Source organism: Brucella pituitosa (assembly GCF_965577835.1).
GTDB lineage: Bacteria > Pseudomonadota > Alphaproteobacteria > Rhizobiales > Rhizobiaceae > Brucella > Brucella pituitosa.
The window spans coordinates 1,389,566-1,416,107 of sequence record NZ_OZ264092.1 but is presented as its reverse complement, the minus strand read 5'-3'; the positions used below and the strand labels follow the sequence as shown (position 1 = coordinate 1,416,107).

Here is a 26,542-nt window from a genome sequence, read left to right as displayed (position 1 = left end):
TGAGATTTGTCAGGCGGGCTGTTTTGCGAGAGCGAGGCGAGACGCAATCACCAGATCGGGACTATCCGACGTGATGTAAGCGACATCGCGTTGCATCCAGCGGTCAATCAGGTCGCGCTCGTTGAGCGTCCATACGCCAAGGCGTTCGTTTGGAAACAGCGACGTGATGCGCTCAAATTCAGCCTCGAACAGGGCGTGGTGAACGCCGACATATTGAACCAGTGGTTCGACGCTCGCAAAGAAATGCTCCAGCCCACCATTGCGTTCAACCCATTCGGTGTTGAGCGACATCAGTCGTTCGATTTCCGGGGCAACTTCGGCGCAGCGCTCAACAACGCTGCGGTCGAAGGAATGCAAAACGACCCGCTTTTCAATGCCGCGTGCCCTGATGATTTCGACGGCCTTCTCGACCAGCCCTTCATAAGGTGTGCCATCCGGGCCTGACTTCAGCTCGACATAGAGCTTGAGTTCCGGCCTCGTCGCAAACACGTCCAGCACTTCGTCAAAAGTCGGAATGCTATCCCCGGTCACACTGCCCTGCTCGTCTTTGAGCCGAATGGCGCGACGTGCATCGTCATCGAGATCACGGACATAACCTTGAGCGTCTGTCGTACGCTCCAGCGTGCTGTCATGGATAACCAAAATCTGTCCGGCACCTGTCAGATGCAGGTCGAACTCGACACTATCGACGTCCAGCTTCAGCACATTTCTGAAACCTGTCAGCGAGTTTTCAGCCCACAGATTGCGCGCACCACGATGCGCCATGATCTTTATCATTGCGATATTCCTATTGAACGGTTGGGTCCAGCTTGTCGCGCAGCCAGTCCCCGAGAAGTGAAATTGAAAGGGTTGTCAGTACGATCACCAGCGCCGGTGCCAGCATGATCCACGGTGCCTGCGTGAGATATTCGCGCGCAAAGCCAACCATGTTGCCCAGAGAGGTGGCCGGGGGCTGTACGCCCAGACCAAGAAACGAAAGTCCGGATTCCATCAGGATTATTTCCGGGAAAGTCAGCGTCATCGACACGATCAGCGTCGAGGCGACATTCGGCAGAATATGATGAAAATAGACGCGGAACGGCGTAGCACCCAGCTGCACGACCGCACTGGCATAGCCCTGCGCACCGGCAGAAATGGCAAGCCCGCGCGCAATGCGTGCATAACGTTCCCAGCCATAGAAACCCATCAGACAGATGAGCAGCGTCAGCGAGTTGCCGAAGAAAGCCAGCACAGCCAGAGCCAGCACCATGAACGGAAGTGCCGCCTGAAAATCTGCCAGCATCAGCACCACCTGCTCCACCCAGCCACGGAACCGGGCAGCAAGAAAACCGAGCAGTGTCCCGAAGAAGGCCGAGAGGATTGTCGCGCCAAACGCAATGATCAGCGAAACGCGGATCGACTGCAGAAGACGCGAATAGACATCACGACCAAGTTCATCGGTGCCCAGCCAATGTCCAGGCGTGCCAAGCGGAACCAGACGCGCCATCAGGTCCATTTTGGTGATTGGATATGGTCGCAGCAGATCGGCGAAGAACACCACGAAAAGCATCAATCCAAGCCAGAAAATCGCAAATGCGACACTTGCGGGCACAGACTTACGCAGACGCGTTATAAGCCCCGGTGCGCGAATTGCGGTCGTGCTGTGAAGAGCTGTGTCAGTCATCCTCAACCTCCCTTAGTGAGCAGCCTTTGATCTCAGGCGTGGATCAAGAACGCCGTAGAGAACATCGACAATGAGGTTGGAGACGACCATGCAGCTTGCAATCATCAGAAGAAGGCACTGCACGACGGCGAGATCGCGATTGGCAACCGAAACAACAAGCAGGCGTCCGACGCCCGGCCATGAAAAGATGGTCTCAACGACAACCGCACCCGCAATCAACGATCCGACCATGAAGCCGACAATGGTGACAATCGGCACTGAAGCATTGGGCAGTGCGTGTTTCCACACAACATCATGCCAGCTCACCCCCTTGGCGGAAGCTGTGCGGATATAGGGACGGCCAAGCACTTCGATCATTGCCGAACGCGAGAAACGCGCCAGAATTGCCGTACCGCCGATGGCAATCGTCAGCGTCGGCAGAATGCCATGTATCCACGTATCACTACCACCGGATGGCAGAACGCCAAGCTGGATCGAAAAGATCAGAACCAGCACCAGACCAAGCACGAAAGACGGCACTGTAAAGCCAAGAATAGACAGTGTGATCACGCCACGATCCGCAAAACCCTGACGGTGCAAGGCCGCATAGACACCTGCCGGAATGCCAAGGCACAGCTTGATGATCAGCGCCGGGATCGTGATTTGAAGTGTCGCAGGAATACGCTGCAACACCAGATCGATGGCCGATGCCTTGTCTCGCATGGAGACACCGAAATCGAAGCTCAAAATCCCCCTGAGATAAGAGAGATATTGGAGCCACAGCGGGTCATCCAGCCCCCACGCCTTGCGAAACGCATCAATGGATTCCTGCGGCGCATCAGGACCAAGCATAATCTGTGCGGGATCGCCCGACATGCGCAGAACCACGAAAGCGAAGGTCATGACCAGAAACACGGTAACCAATGCGCGGAAAAAGCGGGATGCTACATAAGAAAACATTCGAGCCTCACGCCGCAGTTTTGACCGGCTCGACAAAATGACAAGCGGTTCGTCGGTCGTAACCGGAAATTTCAAGTTCTGGCATTGCGGTCGGACACTGGAACCCAGCAATCGGACAACGCGGATGGAAAACGCAACCATCCGGTCGATTGGCCGGATTTGGCGGTTCGCCCTTGAGGATCATGCGGTGCTCAAGCCGTTTCCCGGGAACGGGCACGGAGGAAACAAGCGCTTTTGTATAGGGATGCTGTGGTGTTTCAAAAATGACGCCGGAGCTTGCTTCCTCGACGATCTTGCCGAGATACATGACCGCCACGCGGTCGCAGATATTGCGCACGACCTTGAGATCATGGCTGATGAAAACCATGGCAACGCCGTGCCGTTCCTGCAGATCGCGCAGCAGATTGACGACCTGCGCCTGAATGGAAACATCAAGTGCCGAAACCGGCTCGTCACAGACCAGCAGGCGCGGGCTTGTGGCCAGAGCACGTGCGATGATGACACGCTGGCGCTGGCCACCCGACAATTCATGCGGATAGCGATCTCCCTGATCGCGACGAAGGCCGACTGATATCATCAACTCATCGACACGGTCTTTAAGCTCTGTTCCTCTAGCGATACCATGTATCTGCAAAGGTTCGCCGATCTGCGCGGCAATGGTCAGGCGACGGTCAAGGGCTGCGAGCGGGTCCTGAAACACCAGCTGCATCTGAGCGCGAAGCTTGCGCCATTCGACCGTATTGCGCGTTGGCAACGGCTTGCCGTCGAAGAGCACTTCGCCTTCTGTCGCATCGTCAATGCCCAGCAACATACGACCGAGCGTGGACTTGCCGCAACCGGATTCACCCACAATGCCAAGAGTTTCGCCCGGCTGAATGCGTAAACTCACGCCGTCGACTGCCTTTACCGGATCGGTCTTTCTGAAGATGCCGCCGCCCTGATAGGTGCGAACGAGATTGCGGGCTTCAAGAAGGAAACTCATGCAGCCGCTCCTTCTGCACTGATAGTGCAATGGGCGTTTCCCGCATCGATGAATGCGGTTTCCATCACATCAACCGCATTGAAACAGGCGACTTTCTGCGCGCTCAACTGCCGAAGCTCAGGAATATGTTTTTCACACTGATCGGTTGCCTGCGAACAGCGCGGCGCGAAGGCACAGCCTTGCGGCAAGTGTCGGGGATCGGGGACCGTACCCGGAATGGCGCGCAGTCGTTCGCGCCCGCCATCGAGCCGCGGAATGGCATCAAACAGGCCCAATGTATAAGGATGCTTCGGTGTCTCAAACAATTCCGACGTTTGCGCAGTTTCCACGATACGTCCGGCATACATGACGCACACCCGCTCGCATATCTGACTGACTGCCCCCAGATCATGGCTGATGAATACGATCGCCATGCCGGTTTCCTGCCTGATCTGGTTCAGAAGATCGAGAATCTGCGCCTGAATGGTGACATCGAGTGCCGTGGTCGGTTCATCCGCAATCAGCACATCCGGCTCACCGGCTAATGCGATAGCGATCATGATCCGCTGACACTGGCCACCTGAAAATTCATGCGGGAAAAGATTAAACCGTCGCGCGGCATCTGGAATGCCAACCCGTTCCATAAGCCTGATCGCTTCAAGACGCGCAGTATTGCCCTTCAATCCGCGATGGAGAGCCAAAGACTCGACAATCTGTGGCCCAACTTTCTTGACCGGATTGAGCGAGGAACTTGGGTCCTGAAAAATCATCGCAATGCGACCGCCACGAACGCTTTCCTGCACATGACGCGGTGCATCGATGAGCTGTTGACCATCAACGACCACTGAACCGGAGACCGATGTCTTGCCCGGCAAAAGACCAAGGGCTGCAAGCCAGGTTACAGATTTTCCGCAGCCGGATTCACCAACCAGACCCAGAGTTTCACCCCGGTCGATGTCGAGATTGATACCGTGCAGAACCTGCACACCGCTGAAAGAAACCTTTAAATCCCGAATGGAGACGAATGCCACCGTCTTCTCCTTTCGCTCGGTCAATCGCGGTTACTGGCGATTTTCAGATGCATTTCATGAAAAGAAAAATGGCTGACGCGTAAACGCGTCAGCCGTTCATCAGGATCAGACGTTCCAGTTGTTTGAACGGAAATCCATGGCGAAGGCCGGAGCGGCTTTCCACTTCAGTTCCTTCTTCATGCCGGTGAACACAGCATTCTGATGCAGCACGCTGTAAACCGGATCTTCGCGCTCACAGATTTCAAGCATACGCTTGATCGCCTTCTTGCGCTCTCCGCGATCTGTCGAGGTTTCCATGATGACCGACAGCTTGTTGATCTCGTCGTTCGACCAGTCCTTCTTCTGCTGGACTTCGCCGTTCGGGCCAAACTGCACGACCATCGGTGTGATCGGATCATTGATGTTGTTGGATGCCGACCAGTCACGGACACCCTTGGTGCCTGCCGGATCATGGATCTGCGCCCAGTTTTCCTTCATCTCGATCTCGACATTCAGACCAACCTGCTTCCACATTTCAACGAGAACCTGAGCAGTCGGGGTCTGGTTGGTGTAGTAGTTGTTGAGCAGACGGTAAGGGATCGCATCGCCCTTATAATTGGCCTGCTTGAGCAGATCGCGGGCGAGTTCCGGGTCGAACTGTGGTGGTTCCCAGCCTTCGATGAACATATCGGAGGTGCGGAAGCTTTCAAACTGCAGACCAGCAGGCACAACAGTCTGACCGGCCCAGAGCGAATCCACGATTGCCTGACGGTCAATCGAATGGGTCATTGCGCGGCGAACCAGCGGATCGCGCAGCACTTCATTCTGCGTATTGAAAATCGTCGTGCGGTGATTCCAGATGGTCGAGCTCTGGACTTCGAGACCCGGATTGTTGGCTACATTGCCGATCTGATCTGGTGGAAGATCGCAGGCGAAATCATACTGACCGGAAATCAAACCATTTACGCGGCTTGCAACTTCCGGCACTTCAACGAAGCGGATCTGCTGCAATGGCGGACGACCGCCCCAGTATTCGTCGTGCGCCTCAAGAACCAGCTCTACGTCTGGCTTATAGTCAGCAACCTTGTAAGGGCCGGTTGTGACTGGCTTACGAGCCCAATCGGTATAGGACTTTGCTTCGTTCCAGGCGCGCTTGTTGGCAATCTGTGAACCGAAGGCGTAGAGGCGGCCTTCAAGTGTGACGTCAGGTGTCGCATTGTGGAAACGCACGGTATATTTGTCGACAGCTTCGACACCGCGAAGGGCTGGCCACAGGCGACGCGAAATGCCCGGAATTGCAGCTGGCAGTTCTTTTTCGGTCTGCGGCTTGAAGTTTGCTTCGTAAAGCGTCTTGCCACCCGATGGCTCGGTACCTGCAAAAAGGCGCTCATCGGAGAACGAGAAAACCACGTCTTCAGCCGTCAGTTCATCGCCATTGTGGAACTTGACGCCCTGACGCAGCTTCAACTCAATGGTCTTGTCATCAAGACGCTTCCACTCGGTGGCAAGGCCGGGAACAGGTCCCTGATTGCCCATCCAGTCACGCAGGATGAGACCTTCCCACAAATTCGGGAAGAAGACACGCTCGCCAACATTCGACTGCTCGTTCCAGATGTCGAGCGTGTTGTTGTTGGTGATCTTCTGCACCGCGATCGTGATCGAGCGGCGCTGGTTGGCGCGAACGATGCCCGGCAGGACGAAAGTGCCGGCAGCAGCTCCCATCAAACCCAATGCGTGACGACGATTAATAAGCATGCTTTACCCCGAACGATGGCGACCGCCGGATGAACGACGGCCAGCTTTGAGACTGCACGGGGAATAAGCCTCATTTGTAACAGTATTTTCTCAGTTCATTGAAGCTTTCTTGAATGCTTGCGCTTTTGAGGCAGCATGAGCGCAACAAAAAACCCGGCACAAAGGCCGGGTTTTGTCACAAATCAGAAGCTTGCTGATTAAGCAGCAGAAGCCTTGATCCAGTCGGCAAGGCGGCTCTTTGGAGCAGCGCCAACCATGTTGGCGGCGAGTTCGCCGTCCTTGAACATCAGCAGCGTTGGGATCGAACGCACGCCGAACTGTGCTGCGAGTTCTGGATTTTCGTCGATATTGACCTTGGCGATCTTAACCTGACCAGCCATTTCAGCAGCGATTTCGTCAAGAGCCGGAGCGATCATCTTGCATGGACCGCACCATTCAGCCCAGAAATCCACGACGACTGGCTCGCTCGACTGAAGAACGTCCGACTGAAAATTGCTGTTATCGACCTTTACGGTTGCCATAGGGCTATCCTCATATCTGTTTGAGAGCAAAAGACTCAAGAGAAACTGCTCATTTGACCATATCATGTGGCGTGTTGACTGCCATCCGTCAAGCTCTGGTTGCTCACCTTTCCTTGAGAGTCACCAAGCGCCTTCAGTGCTTCATCCATTGAAGCTTCTGGCAATGGCAGCAGATACGGGCCTTCCGTGAAGAGCAAAGCGGCCTCGACTACCCGTCCCGGATAGAGAGGCGCAAGCAATTCCCGATAGAGCGCCAGCTGCGCGCGATAGGCGAAAGGTACGGCTTCAACACTCTTTGGCGGCGGGCGATTGGTTTTATAATCCACGATCAGAACGCGAGCTTCTTCAACGCTGATGCGGTCGATCTGCCCTGACACGGCATGGTCTTTTCCGCCGAGATTGATCGTACCCATGACCGCCACTTCACCACGGGATCCTTTGGCAAAGACCGGCGCAAACTTTGGATCGGCCAGAATGGTTGCCACACTCGCCCAGGCTTTCGCGCGTTCAGCTTCCGGCCAATCGGCAGCAATGCGTGCGAGATAATCCTGTGCAAGCTTCTCACGCTCATTTATCGCCACTTCGGGCAGATATTGCAGCAGCATATGGATCGCCGTACCGCGCCTTAACGCGAAAGCCGACGTCTCGCCGCTCTGCCCCAGCACCGGCGACAACGTATCGAGCGGTGGCTCCTCATCCGCTTCAATCAATACCGATGCACCGGATGGCGCAAGGGGACGCGGCAGACCCGGTTCCGGCTTTATCGGCTTTTTAAAGTCGTCTGGCAGCGGCGGCAGTTCTGCGACTTGCACCACTTCAGGCTCGGCAATCTCAGTCAGACCGCGCGGCGTGTTGCGATAGCGTCGGGCGGCAACACCCGATACCGGATGCACAAAGGTTTCAGCCTTCGTTGTCAGCGCATCTTCGACCAGCCTGTGCCATGTCTCGCCGCTTTCACGCGAGCCGCGATAGCCACAGACAATCAGCCGGTCCTCCGCACGCGTCATTCCTACATAGAGCAGGCGGCGATATTCTTCTTCGGCGCGCACCTTCAGGCCCTCAATCTGCGAAGCCAGAAAGCCGGTTTGATAACCAGCATTGGGTTGCCAGAGATAGCCTTTCACCTGTGGTCCATCATTAGTAAGATCAAACGGAATGAGCTTTGGCGCGCGGGTCCCGCTCCAAACGGCATTGCCCGGATCAACCAGAAACACCACGGCTCCCTCAAGCCCCTTGGCAGCATGAACCGTCATGATACGCACTTCGTTACGGCCCTGATCAAGCTCGCGTTTGATTTGCGGTGATGCCGCATCGAGCGTTTCCAGAAATGCCTGCATACCCGGCAGGCCAGCGCGTTCAGCCGAAAGCGCGTAGTTCTGAAATTCGTCGATAATATCGCCTGCTTCCGGCCCAAGCCGCGCAAGCAACTTACGCCGAGCACCATCCGCACTCAAAACCCGCGCATAGAACTCGAAGATTGGCATGGTATCGGCCATATTGCGCCAGCGGCTCAGCGTCTTGTGCACACCGATCAATGCCGGTTCTTCAAGGGATGCATGATAGAGACGCTCAAACAGTGTTTCGCCGCTCTTGCGCGGATTGGCCAATGCAAACAGCCTGTCATCATCCCAGCCAAACAGCGGACTTTTTAGAAGCGAAGCCAATGACAAATCATCTGACGGCTGCAAAACGAAACGCCCCAGCGCCATCAAATCCTGAATGGCGATGTGGCTTGTAAGCTTGAGGCGGTCGGCACCAGCCACCGGCACATGGCGCTCTTTGAGTGCCCGCGAAAGCGCTGGCATGAACTGATCGCGCTTACGAACCAGCACCATAATATCTTTCGGCGCAAGTTTGCGGTTCTGACCTGGAATGGTTTCGCCGCGATCAAGCCAGTAGCGAATGGTTTCTGCAATCTGTTCGGCAAGTTTTATGGCAGGTGCCTGCAAGTGGTCGACCGGCACGCGCCAGTCATCCGGCTCCTCAACCACTTCCGGCGTCAGCATATCCCAGATTTCTACCTCACCCGGCTCCTGATCGCGAATGGCAGAGTGAACGGTGGCCCCTGACAAGCCGCGATTAGCCTCGGGGCGCGAGAAAACTTCGTCTACCGCCTGCAATACATCCGGTGCAGAGCGGAAAGAGAAGTTCAGACGAACTTCTTTAAAAGTGAGGTCCGCATCACGAGCCTTGGCACTGATCGCTTTACCTTGAATAGCAAAGTCTTCCGGCACAGCGCCCTGAAACGAATAGATCGACTGCTTTTCATCGCCAACGGCAAACAGCGTGCGCTGCACGTTGCGCTGACCGAGGCCTGAGAAAAACTCTTCCGACAACATGCGGATGACCTGCCACTGATCGGGACTGGTATCCTGTGCTTCATCGACCAGAATATGATCAATGCCGCGGTCGAGCTTATATTGCACCCATTGCCCCGCCCCATTGCGCGCCAGAAGCGCCACGGTGCGTGTAATCAGATCTTCAAAGTCGAGCAGACCACGTCTGCGCTTCAAATCATGATAGCGCTGCAGCAGATTATCAATCAGCGTGAGCCCGGCCAGATTTAGCCGGATAAGCCGCAGCTCCTTGATCTTGTCGAGACCAAGTTCAACACGCATTGCTGCGGCATTAAAATCTTCTTCGAAATCCGGCAGCAGCTTTTTTACGGCAGCCGAGCCCACATAAGACCCGGATTTGGCCTCGCCCGTCGCCTTCAGGAAGGAAGCACGCAGAACGGCTTCCTTGTCGAAACTGCTTTTCACTTTCTCATATTGCTTGAGCTGCAACGCGAAGTCATGCGCGCGTGCCGCACCCTTCTGGATCGACAAAATGAGATCGAGTGCATCGTCAGAAAACTCCGGCACCGGCCACATATCATCCAGCAAATCGGATTCGCGCGTGTCGGGCCGGGAACGGAAATGCCGGTGCAACGCCTCGCTGCGCTCATCCGCATTGCCAAGCGCCATAATGTATTGCTGCAAGCCATTGCGGCGGCCCACGGCTTCATCAAGCAGTGCCTGCAAACCCATCTCGCCTGCTGCCTGCATGACATCGGCAAAAGCGTTTGCCAGTTCCGGATCGCCGCCGCCATGTGCGGTCTCAAGCAGGGTGCGGCGCGCTTCGCCAACAAGGGCCGCCTGCATGAGATCGTCCATCATCTCGAAGTGGCCTGCGATGTTCGCCTCAAGCGGGAACTGATGCAGGATCGCTTCGCAGAATGCGTGGATGGTCTGGATTTTCAGCCCGCCTGGCGTTTCAAGCGCCCGCGCAAAAAGCCTGCGTGCCACGGCAAGCCGTGTCGCTCCCGGACGCCTGCCTTCAAGCTTGACAAGCCTGTCGGCCAAATCCTCATCCGGCAACATTGCCCATTCAGACAATCGCGCAAAAACACGGTTCTGCATGACGGCCGCTGCCGCCTTGGTATAGGTGAGGCAGAGAATTTTCGACGGGTCGGTGCCTTCGAGCAGCAGCCGGATAACGCGCTCAGTCAAAACGTGAGTCTTGCCGGAACCGGCATTGGCCGACACCCAGACAGAGGCCAGCGGATTGGCGGCACTGGCCTGCGCTGCAATTGTTTCCGGTGGAATCACACGTTGCTTTTTCATTCGCCGCCCTCCCCGCCAGCATCACCACCAGCGGACCATTCCAGCACGCGTGCCAGATGATCATAATCGCCCGTCAAATCTGTCTCACGAAAAGGAAGCGCGCGGGAAAGATAACCCTTAGCCGGATTCTGATAGTCGGTCAGCAACTGCGCCAGTCGCTGCCATGCCTCTTCACCAAGGGCGGGTGCAGTTTTTTCCGAAGGCGGCCTGCCAATTTTTAAAATCGACTCGGGCTTCACCTCGCCGCCTGCCCGCAATCGCACATAGGTCAGATCAGACGCTCGAACCGCGCCCAGATCGCAAAAAGCCCCCCGCGCAAGAAGAGCTGCTTCCAGCGCCAACTGTGGCGACAAGAGAACATGCGCCTGTCTTGGCGATGGCGTGGAGCCGGTCTTATAATCGATCACTTCCGCTGTCCCATCACGCATCAGATCGATACGATCGGCACGGCCCGACAAAGTGATGCCAAGACTTTCAACCTCGCGCTTATCCGACGAAATTTCGGCAAAGCGGGTTTGAACATTATAAGCGCGTTCCCGCTCCCATTCGAGGAATTGCGGAATAAGAGCGGTAAAACGCGGCCACCAGACTGCTTCTATCTCAATGGGTAGATCCATTTCGCCAAAGAAATGCCGGCCAAATTCTTCGAGCTGCACGGCTGCATCGGGAGCCAGCGGATCAATGCCCTCTTCGGTGAAATGCCCGAGAATGTCGTGAAAAAGCGTCCCACGTTCTGCAGCTGCCGGATCGCGGATCAACGGCTCCAGCGGACGCAGTTTCAGAATCTTTTTGGCAAAGATCGCGTAGGGATCGCGACGCAGGGTTTCGATTTCCGTGACCGAAAAATGCTTGGGCCGTGCGCTTACGGGCGGTGCCGGTTCCGGGCGTTTGACAAAAGGCACATCAGGCGCCTGATCGATTTCACGCGCCCAATGGATAAAACGTTGCCCACGCGAGCGCATATCCTTGGTCACATCTGAACCCAGAACCGTTTCAAGCCGCTGCAACCAGCGCGACGGAATAGTTGGTGCATTGTCCGAACGCTGCGAACGCGACAGCACGACATGATCCATGCCGAGCGCCATCTGGAAATCGTGCGCTGCAAGGCCGGTACGGCGCTCAGGTGGATCAAGCGCGATCATCGCCTTCATAGGGCGCGACATGAACGGGTCATTGCGCGTCTTGGCGGGCCAAGTGCCTTCGTTGAGACCACCGATCACCAGCGTATCCATGGTCTGCAAACGCGCTTCCAGCGCACCCCAGATGAAGACGCGCGGATGGCCGCCCGGATGCGGCTTGACGGTTTCGCCCGACATCAGAGCTTCAAGAATTGCGGGCCACTCAATAGCCTCAAAATCCAGTCCCGCTTCGCTCGCCACAAGCTGACGCAGAAATGAAGCCAGCTTCTCGCCATGCTCGCCGGAATAATAACGTGTGACACTTTCGCTTTCATCACGCGCCAGATTTTCCAGCGCTTCAACAGTTGCCCGCGTAATCTCGCCAATATCCGTTCGCCGGTTAATGGTGGCAAAAGGTGCCAGCGGCGCAACAGCTTCCGACAGGCTCACGCAAAGCGCGCGCGCCGCTTCAATCATGTCAGGCGTAACAGTCGCGTGCCATGCCGGTTGCCATGACTGGCTGGCACTTTCTTCCATGCGGCGATCGAAAAAGGCGGGAAGATCGATGATCGATGCCCTACCCGTACCGCCACGGAACGCCACCAGTTCAAGCGTTTCCGCAGCCAGTCGCCGCTCGATGCGCTTGCCGCCAAGCCTTAGCATCGGGTGCTTGACGAGCGCTAATAGGGCCACGGGATCGCCGGGGTTGAACACGGTTTCGACCATGAGGCGCATCAGCGTCGCGGTTTCGATATCGCGCAAATGGCGACCGCCGGAATCATCGGCGTCGATGCCAAAGCGGGCGAGTTCGCCCACCACGCGGCGCGCGAGATTTCTATCGGCAGTAACCAATGCGGCGGTCTTGTTTTCATCGCTGATCGCATCGCGAAGCGCCAGGGCCACTGCCAGCGCTTCCTCACGCTCATTAGCGGTTTCAATCAGATCGATCTTTTGAGCCGATTGCAGCAATGCTTGGGGCTGCATATTGGGATCATCAATGAGTTCACTCCACGCATCCGTGGTTTCCGCCGGGCGCAGCGCTTGGCTGACCACACGCTCCAGCACACGCTTGTTAACCGGCATATCTTCGATATGCTCGACATCTTCGCGTGATACCCCAATAGCCTGCAACAACTTGTGGAGACCATATTGGGGATGGCCGAAGGTGGATGGATTATCGTCCGAAGCCCCCAGCAGGTTCCAAGCGCCTTTATCAAGATCACGATCAAGTCCCGGCAGAACCACAGCACCTTGCGGCAGTCGGGCAATGACTGAAACAAGCTCGGCAGTCGCGGGAATAGAGCCTGTGGAACCAGCCGCAATCACAGGACCTTGGGGCGGATGATCGCGCAGTCGCCGCACCTCGCCCCAGATCAGTTCATTGCGGTGCGCTGCTGGATTGGATAGCTTGCGTTCTTCCAGAATTTCCGGCCAGAGTTTCGTGACAATATCGAGAAAGCCGAGCGTGACCTGCCACCAGTCGGCAAGGTCATCGGGCGCAATGCTGGCAAGCTCGCTCCATTTGGCATTGTCGGTTTCGACCTGATCCATCAGGCCAGCCAGATCACGCGCAAGCCAAATCGCGTCAGAGGTTGTTGCGGGAACCGAAACATCATCGACGCCAAACAGCGCCCGCACATGCGCAGGCAGCGATTCTCGCCATGGACGAATGAGCCGCGCCAGCAGCAACAGCCGTTCAGCCTTGCCAATTGGCGGATTAAGATCGAATACGCCGCTTGTGGCAGCATTGAAAAAAGCCGCATCTTCGTCCACATCGCCGAGCGGGCGAATGGTCGGAAGGATCGCAGATTTAGCCGGATTCATATCGACCAGAATGGAACGAAGCGCACGCGCTGCACGGCGCGTCGGCACATAGATGGTGGCGCTCGCTAGTGCCAGCGGATCAGAGGTATTACCCGGAAAGTCTTCAATCAAACGGCCTTCCAGAAGTGCCTTGGCAAAGGCTGGTAGAAAAGCTGTGCCGGATGGAATGGAAAAAAGCTTCGGCCTCGTAATGGTCATTCCGCCATACTCTCCTTACGCAATTGCGGAAAGCACAGCCTCCGCCTCGCCGATTGCTTCCGGTGTTCCCACCGTGAGCCAATGCCCGGTCATGGGCATACCATAAAGACGCCCGGCTGCAATGGCTTCATCAAAATAGCGATTGAGCGATGAAACACCCGGCTCGGCTTTCGCAAAAATACGCGGATGAATGATTGCTGCACCGGCATAGATGACGGGATCGCCCGGGACATCACGCAGACGGCGCAAGCGCCCCTCAACATCCGCAACGAAGTCGCCCTTGCCTTCAAAACCTGTTGCCTGATCGAGCCGGGCCGTCATGAGAAAGATATCCATGCAGGCATCGTCCCATGCATCACGAAGAGCCGTGATATTCGGCTTTGCTTCATCCCCAACCCAGAACGTATCGGCATTGAGTACGTAGAACGGCCTACCCCCAAGCTGCGGCAGCACATTGACGATACCGCCCGCCGAATCAAGTAGCAGATCGCGCTCGTCGGAGATCGTGATTTTCGGCTCTGCGCGGTTGGCCAGATAGTCGATCAGTTGGTCGGCTAAGTAATGAACATTGACGATTGTATTCTCGACACCTGCTACTGCCAGCGCATCCAGCCCCCAGTCGATCAGCGGCTTACCAGAAACCTTAACCAGTGGCTTGGGCATGGTTTCGGTGATCGGGCGCATACGCTTGCCAAGACCTGCTGCAAGCATGATCGCTGTATCAGGAAGTGTCATTGTTGCTCCAGCAAAGCGAGATCGTCAAACCAGCGGGCTACCGGCGCCATGACCGGATGCTTTAAGACGCGACCGAGATAGTCATGAATGCGTGGCAGATGCGCGAGATAATGCGGCTTGCCATCACGCTCATCAAGACGCACGAACAAGCCCAGCAGCTTGGCGTTGCGCTGCGCACCCATAGCGGCATAGGCCATCCGGAAAGCCGCTTCGTCAAACACATGGCCAAGCTTGCGGCGTTCATCACAATAGGCATCAACCACTGCCTTTTCGAGCTCCGGCGTAATCGTCACGCGGGCATCAAGCGCCAGTGAAGCCACATCATAGGCAGCTGGCCCGATCATCGCGTCCTGAAAGTCGATGGTGCCGATTTTGTCGACACCTTTCGCATCCTCAAACCAGAACAGGTTTGGTGAGTGATAATCGCGCAGCAGCAGGCTTTTTTCGCAATCGGCGATATCGGTCAGAACCTCATCCCATGCCGCCTCATAGGCTGCAACTTCGGCTTCAGTAAGCTTGCGGCCCATGATGCGTGGCGCATACCATTGTCCCACGAGGCTCACTTCCATGATCATCGCATCGCGGTCAAATCCTGCAATGATATGATCGAGATGGCCCGGAACCGGCGCCTGATCTGGCCACTGAACACCGTGAAGATGCGCCAGAAACCGTCCCGCTGCCTCATAGCGTTCAGCGACAGGTTCGCCGGAGGGTGCGCGGATGCCTTCTGTTCCCAGATCCTCAAGGATCAGAAGCCCCGCATCAATATCCATTGCGCGCATTTCTGGCACCCGCAAACCATGCGCTGCAAGCAGGCCGTCAATAGCCACGAAAGCCTGAATATTCTCTGCAATATGCGCGAGCTGGCGATAGGATTTTCCGTTGCGCGCCGGTGGATCATAGGGCATCGCCGGTGCATTCATCAGAACTTCGACACCATGTGCGCTTGTAATGATCTCATATTTGCGCGGTGAAGCATCGCCCTGCAAATAGCGGCGTGTGGCAGCTGCCCGGTCGTTGTTTTCAAGGAAAGCCCGGATGTCGAGCGTACGCTGAAGCCGCGCAATCGCAGCCTCGGGACCTGCAATGGCAATGCGCCGCCCTGCCCCTTCATGGGTTAATGTCACGGCGAAGCTTGGCTCCGGCAGAAAACCTTCCGCCTGCTCCGGCCATTCGGACAGCACCACACCATCTTCGAGGAATTCGACAAGCCCCAGTTCGTCCAGCTCCTCACCATGCGAAATCCGGTAAAGATCAGCGTGCGCCACGGGGATGCGCAAAGCCTCATAGCTCTGCACCAGCGTGAATGTCGGGCTTGGCACCTCAAGCCCCTCATCATCGGCAATCGCACGGATGATCGCGCGGGCAAGCGAGGATTTGCCTGCGCCAAGATCGCCAGACAAGGTGACGAGATCGCCTTTAATCAGCGCTAAAGCGAAATCTTCGCCAAAGCGCTGTGTAGCGGCTTCATCGGGCAGGAAAAGCTCAAGATGGGTTATCGGGCTATGGATTGGGGTGCTCATGCAGCACCATTTACCTTATTCGGCGGCAACACGGAAGCTGCGCGCCTCCGATGGGAAGCGACAAATAACCGTCGTTCCAATGTCCGCACCTGTTTCGATCTCTACGCGGCCACCATGCAGCTCGACAAAGCTTTTGACGATGGAAAGTCCCAAGCCCACGCCCCGCTTGCGCCCGCCATTCTGATAGGCCTGAAAACGCTTGAAAACCGTATCCAGCACATCGCCCGGCATGCCCGGGCCATCATCATGCACGGCAAAGACGATATCCGTACCATCGCGAGCCACTTGAAGCGCGACCGTCGAACCTTCCGGCGCATAATTGGATGCATTGGACAAAAGGTTGAACAGGACCTGCCGCACGCGGTTGGCATCGGCTCTAAAGGTTTCGACATCGTCAGCAATATCGATATCGAGCCCGATATCATGTTCGTGCAGACGCTCGCTGACGCGCTTTGCAGCAGCGGAAATCTCGTTGGTCACCGATACATCATCAATATCGAGTTGCATGATACCGGCATCGACCGTCGCAAGGTCAAGAATGTCGTTGACGATGGTCAGAAGCACCGCAGACGACGTGCCGATATGATCGAGATATTCGAGCTGGCGCTCATTGAGCGAACCAAAGGTTGGTGTTTGCAGCAGTTCGGTAAAGCCGATGATATTGGTCAGCGGCGAGCGCAGCTCATAGGAAACATGCTGCACGAAGTCGTTCTTGATCTGATCGGCGAGCGAAAGCGCTTCGTTCTTTTCCTTCAATGCCCGTTCCACACGCACCGTATCGGTGACATCGATGAAGGTGAGCATCGTCTGACCTTTAGGCAGCGGCACCACGGCAAAAGAAAGGATGACGCCGTCATCAAGCTCCACCTGCCCCATGCGCCCGTTGCGTTCATCAAGGAAGCCAGTGACTGAGGAAACGAAATCGTCCCAGATACCATCCCCGCCGCGCTGGCCGCAGAGCTTGGAAATGGTCGAAATATGCGTGCCTTCAACGGTAATCGCTGCGGGCAGCGACCAGAGATCGGCAAAAGATGGATTGGAAAGGCGCAAACGGCCATCAGAGCCAAACACCGCAACCGCTTCCGCCAGATGGTCAAGTGTTTCACCCTGAACCTTGATCAGCGTATTGTAGCGGCCTTCAAGCTCGAACTTTTCGGTCATGTTCTCGAAGAACCATGTCACGCCCCCTTGCGGATGCGGATTGGCGACGACACGCATGATGCGCGTATCCGGCAAGTGCCACATATGTTCTTCCGGCTCGACCGCGCGGTAGGCGGAAAGCAGAGAATCCTTCCACTTTCGCCATTCCGGCTGCTCAGGCAGCTTTCCTTCGGAACGAAGCCGATCAAAGAGCAGTGTGTTGCTCGGATGTGTTTCAAGCCATGCCGTATCAAGCGACCAGAGCGAAACGAAAGCTTGATTGAAGAATTGCAGCTTCATATCCGGATCGAAAATTGCCACCGCCGTCGAAAGCTGATCGAGCGTCTCAGCGTGGCTCTTCAGGGTGCGGTTCAGTTCCTCACGCACCTGTTCCACTTCACTCAAATCAAAACCAAGGCCAGCAGAACCTGCCTCAGCGCTCACATCGGTGACATCATAGATCCGGCGGTCGCCGCGCACCACAGCAGGCATTTGCTCACGCATATCCGGCTCGGCAAAGCGGTCGCGCTCCAGACGCTGACGGGCCTGCGCGCCAAAAAGCTCCCGGCCTTCCGAGCTTGCCTGCGTGCCGTCCGCAGCATCCACTGCCCGCGCATAGGCACCATTGACCCATTCGATACGTCCATCGGAACCACGCACCCAGACCGGCTGTTCAATCCGGTCCAGCAGATGGCGTAAGAGCGCAAGCTTTTCAGAGAGTTCGCGGTTCTGCGATTGCAATGCTGCGCGCTCCGCCTGCACGCCTTGAAGGCTCAGGAAGCGCACAATCGCAAAACTGCCCGACGTGCGACCATAAACATCCAGAAGCGTGCCGTTGACAGTTTCAACTGTCAGATCAAAAGCATGAGCCTGCTCGCGCAAGGCCGAAACCGCGCGTTCAAGCTCGGTCACAGATTGCGGACGAAGCCAGCGACCAAAGGCCAGAAAATGCGAACGGTCCTGCGGCGCACCGCAATCAAACGGCAATTGTCCGACGACATCGGCGCGTGCGCCATGTGCATCCCAGACAACGATGCGCTGATCTTTGAGGTTAAGCAATGCGTCATTGCGTTGTGCAGCCAATCCCATATCGGACAGACGCGAGCGCAATTCATTGTTTTCATTGGCGATCTTGGAACGGTCGCGGATCAGCCAGCCAGCAGACAAAAGGGCCGCACCCATGGCACCCAGAAAAATCGAAAACTGGATGACTTCAAAAGCACCGACACTGCCACCAAATGGCAGGTCTATGCGCGTGGAATTTTCAGCACCTTGTGCAAATGCTGCCGGAGCCGCCGCAACAAGTGCGGCAAAGGAAACCGTTGCCTTGAGGATGACCCGTTTGAGAGGGCTGAAGCCAAGCGAAAGCAAACCTTTCAGGTGCCTGCCTGCGCTGAATGCGGATTTGCTCCGCAAGCTCCCCGTTGAGCCAACCTCTGGCATATTTCCCTTGTCTCCGCCGCCCGGAAGCCTCCTCAAAAAGGGTGCTCCTGTATTTCAAAATTCTTCATTCGGACCCTCGCGCATCGCCACAATGCTGAAAGCCAGACATGTTTCGAGGATGAATAGGTCGCCCGTCTTTCGCCTGAACTGGCAAAAAACGCCCAACGCAAACACCCGTCAAAACACATTGATTCGTCTTCACAATACCCTCACCGTGAATCCGCGTGAAGCGTGTTGCACGCAAAAATAAAGGTCGGGCAACGTAAAGATGCCCGACCTACAAGATGTAGCAGTATGGTTAACGGGTAATTAATACCTGTAGTGTTCCGACTTGAATGGGCCTTGTGGCGTTACGCCGATATATGCGGCCTGTTCCTCAGAAAGCACAGTCAGCTTGGCGCCGAGCTTGTCGAGATGCAGACGGGCGACCTTCTCATCGAGGTGCTTTGGCAGGACATAGACTTCATTCTTATACGCGTCAGTGCGCGTAAAGAGTTCGATCTGACCCAGCACCTGATTGGTGAAGGACGCTGACATAACGAAGCTTGGATGGCCCGTTGCATTGCCAAGATTGAGCAGACGACCTTCCGAAAGCAGGATGATGCGCTTGCCATCCGGGAATTCAACCAGATCGACCTGTGGCTTCACATTGGTCCACTTGAGATTACGAAGACCTGCAACCTGAATTTCATTGTCGAAGTGACCGATATTGCCAACAATGGCCATATCTTTCAGCTTGCGCATATGATCAAGCGTGATGACGTCCTTGTTGCCGGTCGTCGAGATCACGATATCGGCGGTCGAAGCGGCATCATCGAGCGTTATGACTTCAAAGCCGTCCATTGCAGCCTGAAGCGCGCAGATTGGATCAACTTCCGTGACCTTGACCCGAGCGCCTGCGCCTGCGAGCGATGCTGCAGAGCCTTTGCCAACATCGCCATAACCGCAAACGACAGCGACCTTGCCAGCCATCATGACGTCTGTGCCGCGACGGATGCCGTCAACCAGCGATTCCTTGCAGCCATACTTGTTGTCGAATTTCGACTTGGTGACGCTGTCATTGACGTTGATTGCCGGGAAGGGCAGGAGACCCTTCTTCTGCAGCTGGTAGAGACGGTTGACGCCCGTGGTGGTTTCTTCGGTCACACCCTTGATCGCATCGCGCTGTTTGGTGAAGAAACCTGGCGTTTCAGCCATGCGCTTCTTGATCTGCGCGAACAGAACTTCTTCTTCTTCGCTTTCAGGCTTGGAAAGAACGTCTTCGCCAGCTTCAGCGCGTGCGCCGATCAGGATATACATGGTGGCATCGCCACCATCATCGAGGATCATGTTGGACGGCTGACCGTCCGACCACTGGAAGATCTTGTCGGTATAGGTCCAGTATTCTTCTAGCGTTTCGCCCTTGATGGCGAAAACCGGCGTGCCGGTTGCTGCAATTGCTGCCGCAGCATGATCCTGCGTCGAGAAAATATTGCACGATGCCCAGCGCACATCGGCACCCAGAGCCTTCAGCGTCTCGATCAGGACAGCTGTCTGGATTGTCATATGCAGCGAGCCAGAAATGCGTGCGCCCTTGAGTGGCTGTGATTTGCCGAACTCTTCGCGCGCAGCCATCAGGCCCGGCATTTCGGTTTCAGCAATATCGAGTTCCTTACGGCCCCAGTCAGCGAGGCTCATATCCTTGACGACAAAATCCTGACTTGCGGTCATCATCTGCTCCAATCAAATTGATTTTGAAGCCCCGAATAAAATAATGACAAAAGGGCTTCGGCTGGCGTTCTGATTAGCAGATCAGCACGCACAGCACAACGCAACATAAAGAAATCTTTATGTGTCTATATCAATTGATTGCGAAGCGGCAGAACGCGTGGAGACTCAGCATTCCTCGCCGAATTTATCGGCGATAAGCGCCTGAAGCGCATCGAGAACGGCATCGGCCTGTTCGCCGGATGCACGGACATCGATACAGCAGCCGGGTGAGGCTGCCAGCATCATGAGGCCCATGATGGATGTGCCGCCCACCGTCATACCGTCCTTGCTAACACGAACATGGGCATCATAACTGTCCACAAGCTGCACGAACTTGGCCGAAGCGCGGGCATGAAGCCCGCGCTTGTTGACGATCTCAAAGGACCGCGACAAAGCGCTATCGGCATCGTATTCGCCAGTAACGGCCACGGTGGGATGCATGATTACTTTCCTGTAAGAACCTGGCTTGCGACGTTGATATATTTGCGTCCGGCATCCTGCGCTTCACGCAAGGCTGTCTTGATGTCGCCAGCAATGCGAACGCTCGAAAGCTTGATCAGCATCGGCAGGTTCACACCTGCAATGACCTCGATCTTGCCTTCCTCCATCACCGAAATCGCCAGATTGGACGGCGTGCCGCCAAACATATCCGTCAGAACAATGACACCTCTGCCGCTATCGGCGCGCTCGACAGCATCGACGATATCCCGACGACGCTGTTCCATGTCATCTTCCGCACCGATACATACGGTCTCGAAATTGTCTTGCGGGCCAACTACATGCTCAACAGCATGGAGAAACTCCTCGGCCAGCCTTCCGTGCGTAACAAGCACGAGTCCGATCATACTTTAAAAGCTCCTGTCGCGTGCCCGCCGCTTTAACCCGCCAAAGGCGCAGATGGCACTAAAACCCTGCCGGTCCTTAACCGACGAGTTGTGCATCTTGGCAGGGCAAATCTTGATAGCAAGTGAAAAATTTCGGCATTGCCTTGAAAAAAGCAAAATGCCGCAGCGTTAAGCACGCTTTTTGAACACGGCTTGCAAAAAACACCGGCACTGGCCTCAGGGCCAGGGTTTAGAAAACAAAGTAGCCTCTATAGCCCGCGAAAGCGCGTTGGAATCGCCATTCGATGAAAGGGCAGGGAGCAGCAGGCGCGGAACTTCAACACCTTCGAAATGCCATTTTTCATCACTCGGATAGCGTTCGGCCCCATCACGGTCGACCAATTTGACCACGAGATCGAGTGGCGTCTGTTCCACATAAGCAACAGTGAAAAGGCCCGCGCCACGAATTTCGACACCTCCGGCCAAGGTTTGCGGAACACTCGCAATCAGCTTACCGCTTTCCACATGCAATAAAGTGCGGTCGTCGGCGACAAGACAAGCCTGCTCATTGCGAACAATCGCACGTTCGACAAGGGTGAGGGCCAGTTCGGTCTTACCTGCGCCGGACTTGCCCATTAGCATGACACCACGACCCTGCAATTGCACAGTCGTCGCATGAAGGCCGCTTTTTTCCTCTTCGGGTGTCATGTCGAAATCACGCGCTGGCCGGAAGATCGACGATGAAGCGCGCGCCCTTCATATGATCTGGCCTGTGATCGGGTATGGCTGGATCGATGATATTTTCTGCGGTCAGCGTTCCGCCATGCGCCTCGATAATCTGGCGGCTGATCGAAAGACCAAGGCCGGAATTCTGGCCAAAAGCCTCAGAAGCCGGGCGGTCTGTATAGAAACGCTCAAAGATGCGCTCGATATTTTCGATCGGAATGCCGGGCCCATTATCTTCGACAAGCACCCGCAAACGGCTGCCTTCGCCGCTCAGCGTGACAACGATACGCCCTGTATCATCGGGGACGAAGGAGCGTGCGTTTTCGATAAGATTGCTGATGACCTGTCCAAGACGCAAATCATGACCGGCAACGAAGAAACCTTTTTTGCCGGACGGCAATTTGCCGGTATTAAACACGATCTCGGTGCCAACCTTGTTTCGGCGCACTTCGCGCGCGGCAGCCACCAGACCGTTCAGCAGCGTCTTCATATCAACGCGATCAGAATGCTCGCGTGCCAGTTCGGCATCCAGTCGCGAAGCATCCGAAATATCGGTAATCAGGCGGTCGAGGCGGCGGACGTCGTGCTGAATGACGTCGAGCAGGCGTTTGCGCGAATCATCATTCTTGGCAAGCGGCAAGGTTTCAACCGCGCTTCGCAGCGAGGTGAGGGGGTTTTTCAGCTCGTGACTCACGTCAGCCGCGAAACTCTCAATCGCCTCGATGCGGGTATAAAGCGCATCGGTCATCGCACGGATAGAGGTCGACAAATGGCCAACCTCGTCCTGGCGTTCAGAGAAATCCGGGATTTCCTCGCGGCTTTTCACACCAAGACGCACGCGGTCTGCTGCTGCGGCAAGCTTTCTCAGCGGGCTTGCAATGGTGGACGCCAGAAACAGCGACAGGATCACCATGACAGCAGCAACAACACCGAACACGCGGAAAACGGCCATGCGCTCGCCCTGCACGATCTTGTCGATGTCGTCACCTTCAGTCGAAAGCAGGAGGACACCCAGAATGGCACGCGATTGCTGGATTGGTACGGCGACCGACACCACCAGCTCCCCTTGCTGGTTACGGCGCTGTGCCGTTTGCGGCGAGCCGGTCAGAGCGCGAACGATTTCCTGATAGGCAAGACCATTGCCACCCGGCTGCTCCTGATAAAGTGGCAGACCGCCGCCATAGAACAGGCGGGAGAACCAGCCTGTGAAACGCTCCCAGATACTTGGCGTGTCTTCTTCGATTGCTGGCAGATCATAGCGGAATACCGGACCGCCAGAAGCGAAAGCTGGCGCGTAAAGCGAGCGGGAATCGAGCAGGAGATTCGCGTAATGATCGTAAATGCGCGCGCGCGTGCTGGTCGGTGAAATCAACTGGCGCAAGAGCGGCGATACTTTTTCCGGATTGATCGGAAATTCCCAGTTATCAGGCGAATCAGGTGATGGCGTGATGCTCTGCCCTGCCTGAAGCTCCAGAAGCTTTTCCGGATCGATCATCAGCGAATTGGTGTCGACCGTGGCGGAAGAGGAAATCGCAGCAGCGATGATCTTGCCCTGTGTGAGCAGGCTTTCGATCTTGGCATCAATCAGCCCCTCGCGGAACTGATTCATATAGAGAATGCCGGAAACCAGCACGGCAAGGGCTGCAAGATTGAGAAACAATATGCGGCGTGTCAGGCTGGAGAACAGAAACTGACCGAGAAACCGGCTGAAAGGCGCAAAAAGACGACGCAGGAAAAGCGAGCGTTGCCGCCGCGCCCTACGCTCTCTCATGGTAACGGCACTGTCTTTCCGGGTTTCGGCGACCATGTCGCTTCGATCTAGCCTTCTTATTGAGCATCACCGGGCCTCTGAAAGCCCGGCGATTTAAAGCGTGTCGTGTTTTATCATATTCATACGACACGCTTTAATTCTTTGTTTTTGCACATGTCTTTATCCCAAAACCGGCTTCCACTTTTGGGAGACATGCTCTCATAACTTTATTTCACGCTTCGCGGAAGCGATAACCGACGCCATAGAGCGTTTCGATCATCTCGAAGTCGTCATCAACCGACTTGAACTTCTTGCGCAGACGCTTGATGTGGCTGTCGATGGTTCGATCATCCACATAGACCTGCTCATCATAAGCCGCATCCATCAGCGCGTCACGGCTTTTCACCACGCCAGGGCGTTGTGCAAGCGAATGAAGGATGAGGAATTCTGTGACAGTGAGCGTTACCGGCTCACCTTTCCAGGTGCAGGTATGGCGTTCCTGATCCATGACCAGCTGGCCGCGTTCCAGCGACTTGGCCTGCTGACCGGTCGGCTTTGCAGTGCCGTCGCGCGCAGCAACACGGCGCAGAACAGCCTTCACACGCTCAACAAGAAGGCGCTGCGAGAACGGCTTGGTAATGAAATCGTCGGCCCCCATCTTGAGACCGAACAATTCGTCGATCTCATCGTCCTTGGACGTCAGAAAGATGACCGGAAGATCGGATTTCTGGCGCAGGCGGCGCAGCAATTCCATACCGTCCATACGCGGCATCTTGATATCAAAGATCGCAAGGTTCGGTGGACGCGCCATCAGGCCATCCAATGCGGAAGCCCCATCGGTATAGGTCTCCACGCGATAGCCTTCCGACTCCAGAGCAATGGAAACGGAGGTCAGAATGTTGCGGTCATCGTCGACCAGCGCAATTGTCTGCGTTGCCGAAGCTTCCTTCATGCGGACCTTCTCCTTTTTTAACCGCCCCGATTACATCAGCGGCAGAAATTACCGAACGCCTTCTGGCGTCTCGACTTTAAACCCTCTTTGTCAACTCACTGGAGCGTTGGTCCAGCTGTCTGACAAATCAATACTATAATAGTCGTCCCGCTTGTGCAGTACAAATTAGGTACAAAATGTGGCAACGGCTCAACTTGCCATCGATGCCCCAAAGCGAAACGTTTTTGCCGCTTAACGCAATCGAGAATTGTTCCAGACTGGAAATACACGGAATAACGCAAAGATTAAACGATTTAAAAAAGTTTCAATTTTTTTAAATCGATTAAATATTTGATTTGATTTAATTAATCTGTTTCTGACTGCCATCCCGGATTTAAAATGAAATCGGGACAACAAATTTTTGAACCAGATGGCGGAGAGACCATGAAAGAGATCGGCATTCACAATACTGCCGCTTCCATTGCCACTTCAGGATTGAAGGAACTGTCCGCAGTCTTTTATAATTTTGGACCGGCACGGCTTTATGAAGAGACAATTCGCCGTGGCGAAGCAGAGCTTTCCGCGCAGGGCGCGCTTGTTGCGCGCACTGGCCAGCACACGGGCCGTTCGCCAAAAGACAAGTTCGTCGTTCGCGATGCAAACACCGAAGATCAGGTCTGGTGGGACAACAACAAGCCCATGACGCCGGAAGCTTTCGAGCTTCTCTATGCCGATTTCATCGAGCATGCGAAAGGCAAGGAGCTTTTCGTACAGGATCTCATCGGCGGCGCTGATAAAGACAACAAGATCAATGCGCGCGTTGTCACCGAATATGCATGGCACTCGCTGTTCATCCGCAACCTGCTGATCCGTCCGGAAGAAGCAGCGCTTGCGTCTTACCTGCCTGAAATGACCATTATCGACCTTCCTTCTTTCAAGGCTGATCCTGCACGCTATGGTGTGCGCACCGAAACTGTCATCGCAGTTGATCTCACCCGTAAGATCGTTTTGATCGGCGGCACGTCCTATGCCGGCGAAATGAAGAAGTCGGTCTTCACCGCCCTTAACTATCTTCTGCCTGCCAAGGGCGTCATGCCGATGCACTGCTCGGCCAATGAAGGCCCCAACGGTGACACGGCTGTATTCTTCGGCCTTTCCGGCACCGGCAAGACCACGCTTTCTGCAGATCCGAGCCGCACGCTGATCGGTGACGACGAGCATGGCTGGGGCGAACATGGCATCTTCAATTTCGAAGGTGGCTGCTATGCCAAGACCATCCGTCTTTCGGCAGAAGCCGAACCTGAAATCTTCGCCACCACACAGCGCTTCGGCACTGTTCTGGAAAATGTCGTGCTGGATGCAAACCGCCAGCCGGATTTCGACGATGGTTCGCTCACGGAAAACACCCGCTGCGCCTATCCGCTTGACTTCATTCCGAACGCATCTGCATCGGGCAAGGGCGGTCAGCCGAAAAACATCATCATGCTCACCGCTGACGCTTTCGGCGTGATGCCTCCAATTGCCAAGCTGACACCTGCACAGGCCATGTACCACTTCCTGTCGGGTTACACCGCCAAGGTCGCGGGCACCGAAAAGGGCGTGACCGAGCCTGAAGCGACATTCTCGACCTGCTTTGGTGCACCATTCATGCCGCGCCATCCGTCCGAATACGGCAATCTCTTGCGCAAGCTGATCGCAGAGCACAAGGTCGATTGCTGGCTGGTCAATACCGGCTGGACCGGCGGCGCTTATGGCACTGGCAAGCGTATGCCGATCAAGGCGACGCGTGCGCTTTTGTCTGCAGCTCTCGACGGCTCACTCAACAATGCGGAATTCCGCACCGATCCGAATTTCGGCTTTGCCGTTCCGGTTGAAGTGCCGGGCGTGGACGCTTCCATTCTCGATCCGCGTTCGACCTGGGCCGACAAGGCCGCATACGATGCACAGGCCAAAAAACTTGTCGATATGTTCGTGAACAATTTCGAGAAGTTCGAAAGCCATGTCGATCACGATGTGAAGGATGCCGCACCGGCAACCCAGATCGCTGCAGAATAGCTTTTTCTGCGCATGTCTCCCAAAGACCAGTTCCCACTTTTGGAAGGCGTGCATTAAACATCCTGAGGAGGA

General features: G+C 55.6%; 19 protein-coding genes. 1 reads left to right on the top strand and 18 read right to left on the bottom strand.

The genetic code is table 11. The annotated features are described in order from the left end of the window. Positions 1 to 9: 9 nt before the first annotated feature. The 18 genes from ACSME1_RS06820 to ACSME1_RS06735 all read right to left on the bottom strand — a co-directional run bounded on the left by ACSME1_RS06820 (position 10) and on the right by ACSME1_RS06735 (position 24,436). A complete protein-coding gene (locus ACSME1_RS06820; protein WP_105705575.1) occupies positions 10 to 777 on the bottom strand; it encodes a glycerophosphodiester phosphodiesterase family protein in 768 nt (255 codons plus the stop codon). Positions 778 to 787: 10 nt separating this feature from the next. Further along, a complete protein-coding gene (locus ACSME1_RS06815) occupies positions 788 to 1,663 on the bottom strand; it encodes an ABC transporter permease (protein WP_024898412.1) in 876 nt (291 codons plus the stop codon). 12 nt (positions 1,664 to 1,675) lie between these two features. After that, the gene (locus tag ACSME1_RS06810) at positions 1,676 to 2,602 is read right to left on the bottom strand and encodes an ABC transporter permease (RefSeq protein WP_024898413.1); all 927 of its coding nucleotides are present in this window, start codon (positions 2,600 to 2,602) and stop codon (positions 1,676 to 1,678) included. Positions 2,603 to 2,609: 7 nt separating this feature from the next. Beyond that, entirely contained in the window at positions 2,610 to 3,584 is a 975-nt protein-coding gene (locus ACSME1_RS06805) for an ABC transporter ATP-binding protein (RefSeq protein WP_024898414.1), read from the bottom strand. After that, entirely contained in the window at positions 3,581 to 4,594 is a 1,014-nt protein-coding gene (locus tag ACSME1_RS06800) for an ABC transporter ATP-binding protein (protein WP_105705576.1), read from the bottom strand. Before ACSME1_RS06800 ends, ACSME1_RS06805 begins: the two co-directional genes overlap by 4 nt. Positions 4,595 to 4,699: 105 nt before the next feature. Further along, positions 4,700 to 6,328, bottom strand: a complete 1,629-nt coding sequence (locus tag ACSME1_RS06795; protein ID WP_024898416.1) for an ABC transporter substrate-binding protein — start codon at positions 6,326 to 6,328, stop codon at positions 4,700 to 4,702. Positions 6,329 to 6,525: 197 nt separating this feature from the next. Then, positions 6,526 to 6,849: a thioredoxin gene (gene trxA, locus ACSME1_RS06790; protein ID WP_007872546.1), complete on the bottom strand. Its 324-nt coding sequence runs from the start codon at positions 6,847 to 6,849 to the stop codon at positions 6,526 to 6,528. A 62-nt stretch (positions 6,850 to 6,911) separates the two neighbouring features. Beyond that, on the bottom strand, positions 6,912 to 10,454 hold the full coding sequence (gene addA, locus ACSME1_RS06785; protein ID WP_105705578.1) for a double-strand break repair helicase AddA: 3,543 nt from the start codon (positions 10,452 to 10,454) through the stop codon (positions 6,912 to 6,914). Further along, positions 10,451 to 13,594, bottom strand: coding sequence for a double-strand break repair protein AddB (gene addB / locus ACSME1_RS06780; RefSeq protein ID WP_024898418.1), 3,144 nt, complete (start codon positions 13,592 to 13,594; stop codon positions 10,451 to 10,453). The genes addA and addB overlap by 4 nt, the downstream gene beginning before the upstream one ends. Before the next feature lie 15 nt (positions 13,595 to 13,609). Beyond that, complete coding sequence (locus ACSME1_RS06775) at positions 13,610 to 14,329, bottom strand: nucleotidyltransferase family protein (protein WP_024898419.1); 720 nt, start codon at positions 14,327 to 14,329, stop codon at positions 13,610 to 13,612. After that, on the bottom strand, positions 14,326 to 15,852 hold the full coding sequence (gene tsaE, locus ACSME1_RS06770) for a tRNA (adenosine(37)-N6)-threonylcarbamoyltransferase complex ATPase subunit type 1 TsaE (RefSeq protein WP_036567519.1): 1,527 nt from the start codon (positions 15,850 to 15,852) through the stop codon (positions 14,326 to 14,328). The genes ACSME1_RS06775 and tsaE overlap by 4 nt, the downstream gene beginning before the upstream one ends. 15 nt (positions 15,853 to 15,867) lie before the next feature. Next, complete coding sequence (locus tag ACSME1_RS06765) at positions 15,868 to 18,435, bottom strand: sensor histidine kinase (protein ID WP_105705579.1); 2,568 nt, start codon at positions 18,433 to 18,435, stop codon at positions 15,868 to 15,870. A 309-nt stretch (positions 18,436 to 18,744) separates the two neighbouring features. Continuing rightward, positions 18,745 to 20,145: an adenosylhomocysteinase gene (ahcY, locus tag ACSME1_RS06760; RefSeq protein ID WP_105705581.1), complete on the bottom strand. Its 1,401-nt coding sequence runs from the start codon at positions 20,143 to 20,145 to the stop codon at positions 18,745 to 18,747. A gap of 165 nt (positions 20,146 to 20,310) precedes the next feature. Continuing rightward, entirely contained in the window at positions 20,311 to 20,625 is a 315-nt protein-coding gene (locus ACSME1_RS06755) for an HPr family phosphocarrier protein (protein WP_024898423.1), read from the bottom strand. 2 nt (positions 20,626 to 20,627) lie between these two features. After that, on the bottom strand, positions 20,628 to 21,029 hold the full coding sequence (locus ACSME1_RS06750; protein WP_024898424.1) for a PTS sugar transporter subunit IIA: 402 nt from the start codon (positions 21,027 to 21,029) through the stop codon (positions 20,628 to 20,630). A 216-nt stretch (positions 21,030 to 21,245) separates the two neighbouring features. After that, a complete protein-coding gene (locus tag ACSME1_RS06745) occupies positions 21,246 to 21,716 on the bottom strand; it encodes an HPr kinase/phosphorylase (RefSeq protein WP_024898425.1) in 471 nt (156 codons plus the stop codon). Positions 21,717 to 21,723: 7 nt separating this feature from the next. Continuing rightward, positions 21,724 to 23,541, bottom strand: coding sequence for a stimulus-sensing domain-containing protein (locus ACSME1_RS06740; RefSeq protein WP_105705582.1), 1,818 nt, complete (start codon positions 23,539 to 23,541; stop codon positions 21,724 to 21,726). A gap of 175 nt (positions 23,542 to 23,716) precedes the next feature. Next, positions 23,717 to 24,436, bottom strand: coding sequence for a response regulator transcription factor (locus ACSME1_RS06735; protein WP_024898427.1), 720 nt, complete (start codon positions 24,434 to 24,436; stop codon positions 23,717 to 23,719). 423 nt (positions 24,437 to 24,859) lie between these two features. On the opposite strand from ACSME1_RS06735, the gene ACSME1_RS06730 reads away from it, so the two are divergent. Beyond that, positions 24,860 to 26,470 carry a phosphoenolpyruvate carboxykinase gene (locus tag ACSME1_RS06730; protein ID WP_024898428.1) on the top strand — a complete coding sequence of 537 codons (1,611 nt, stop codon included), beginning with the start codon at positions 24,860 to 24,862 and terminating at the stop codon, positions 26,468 to 26,470. The last annotated feature ends 72 nt before the right edge of the window (positions 26,471 to 26,542 follow it).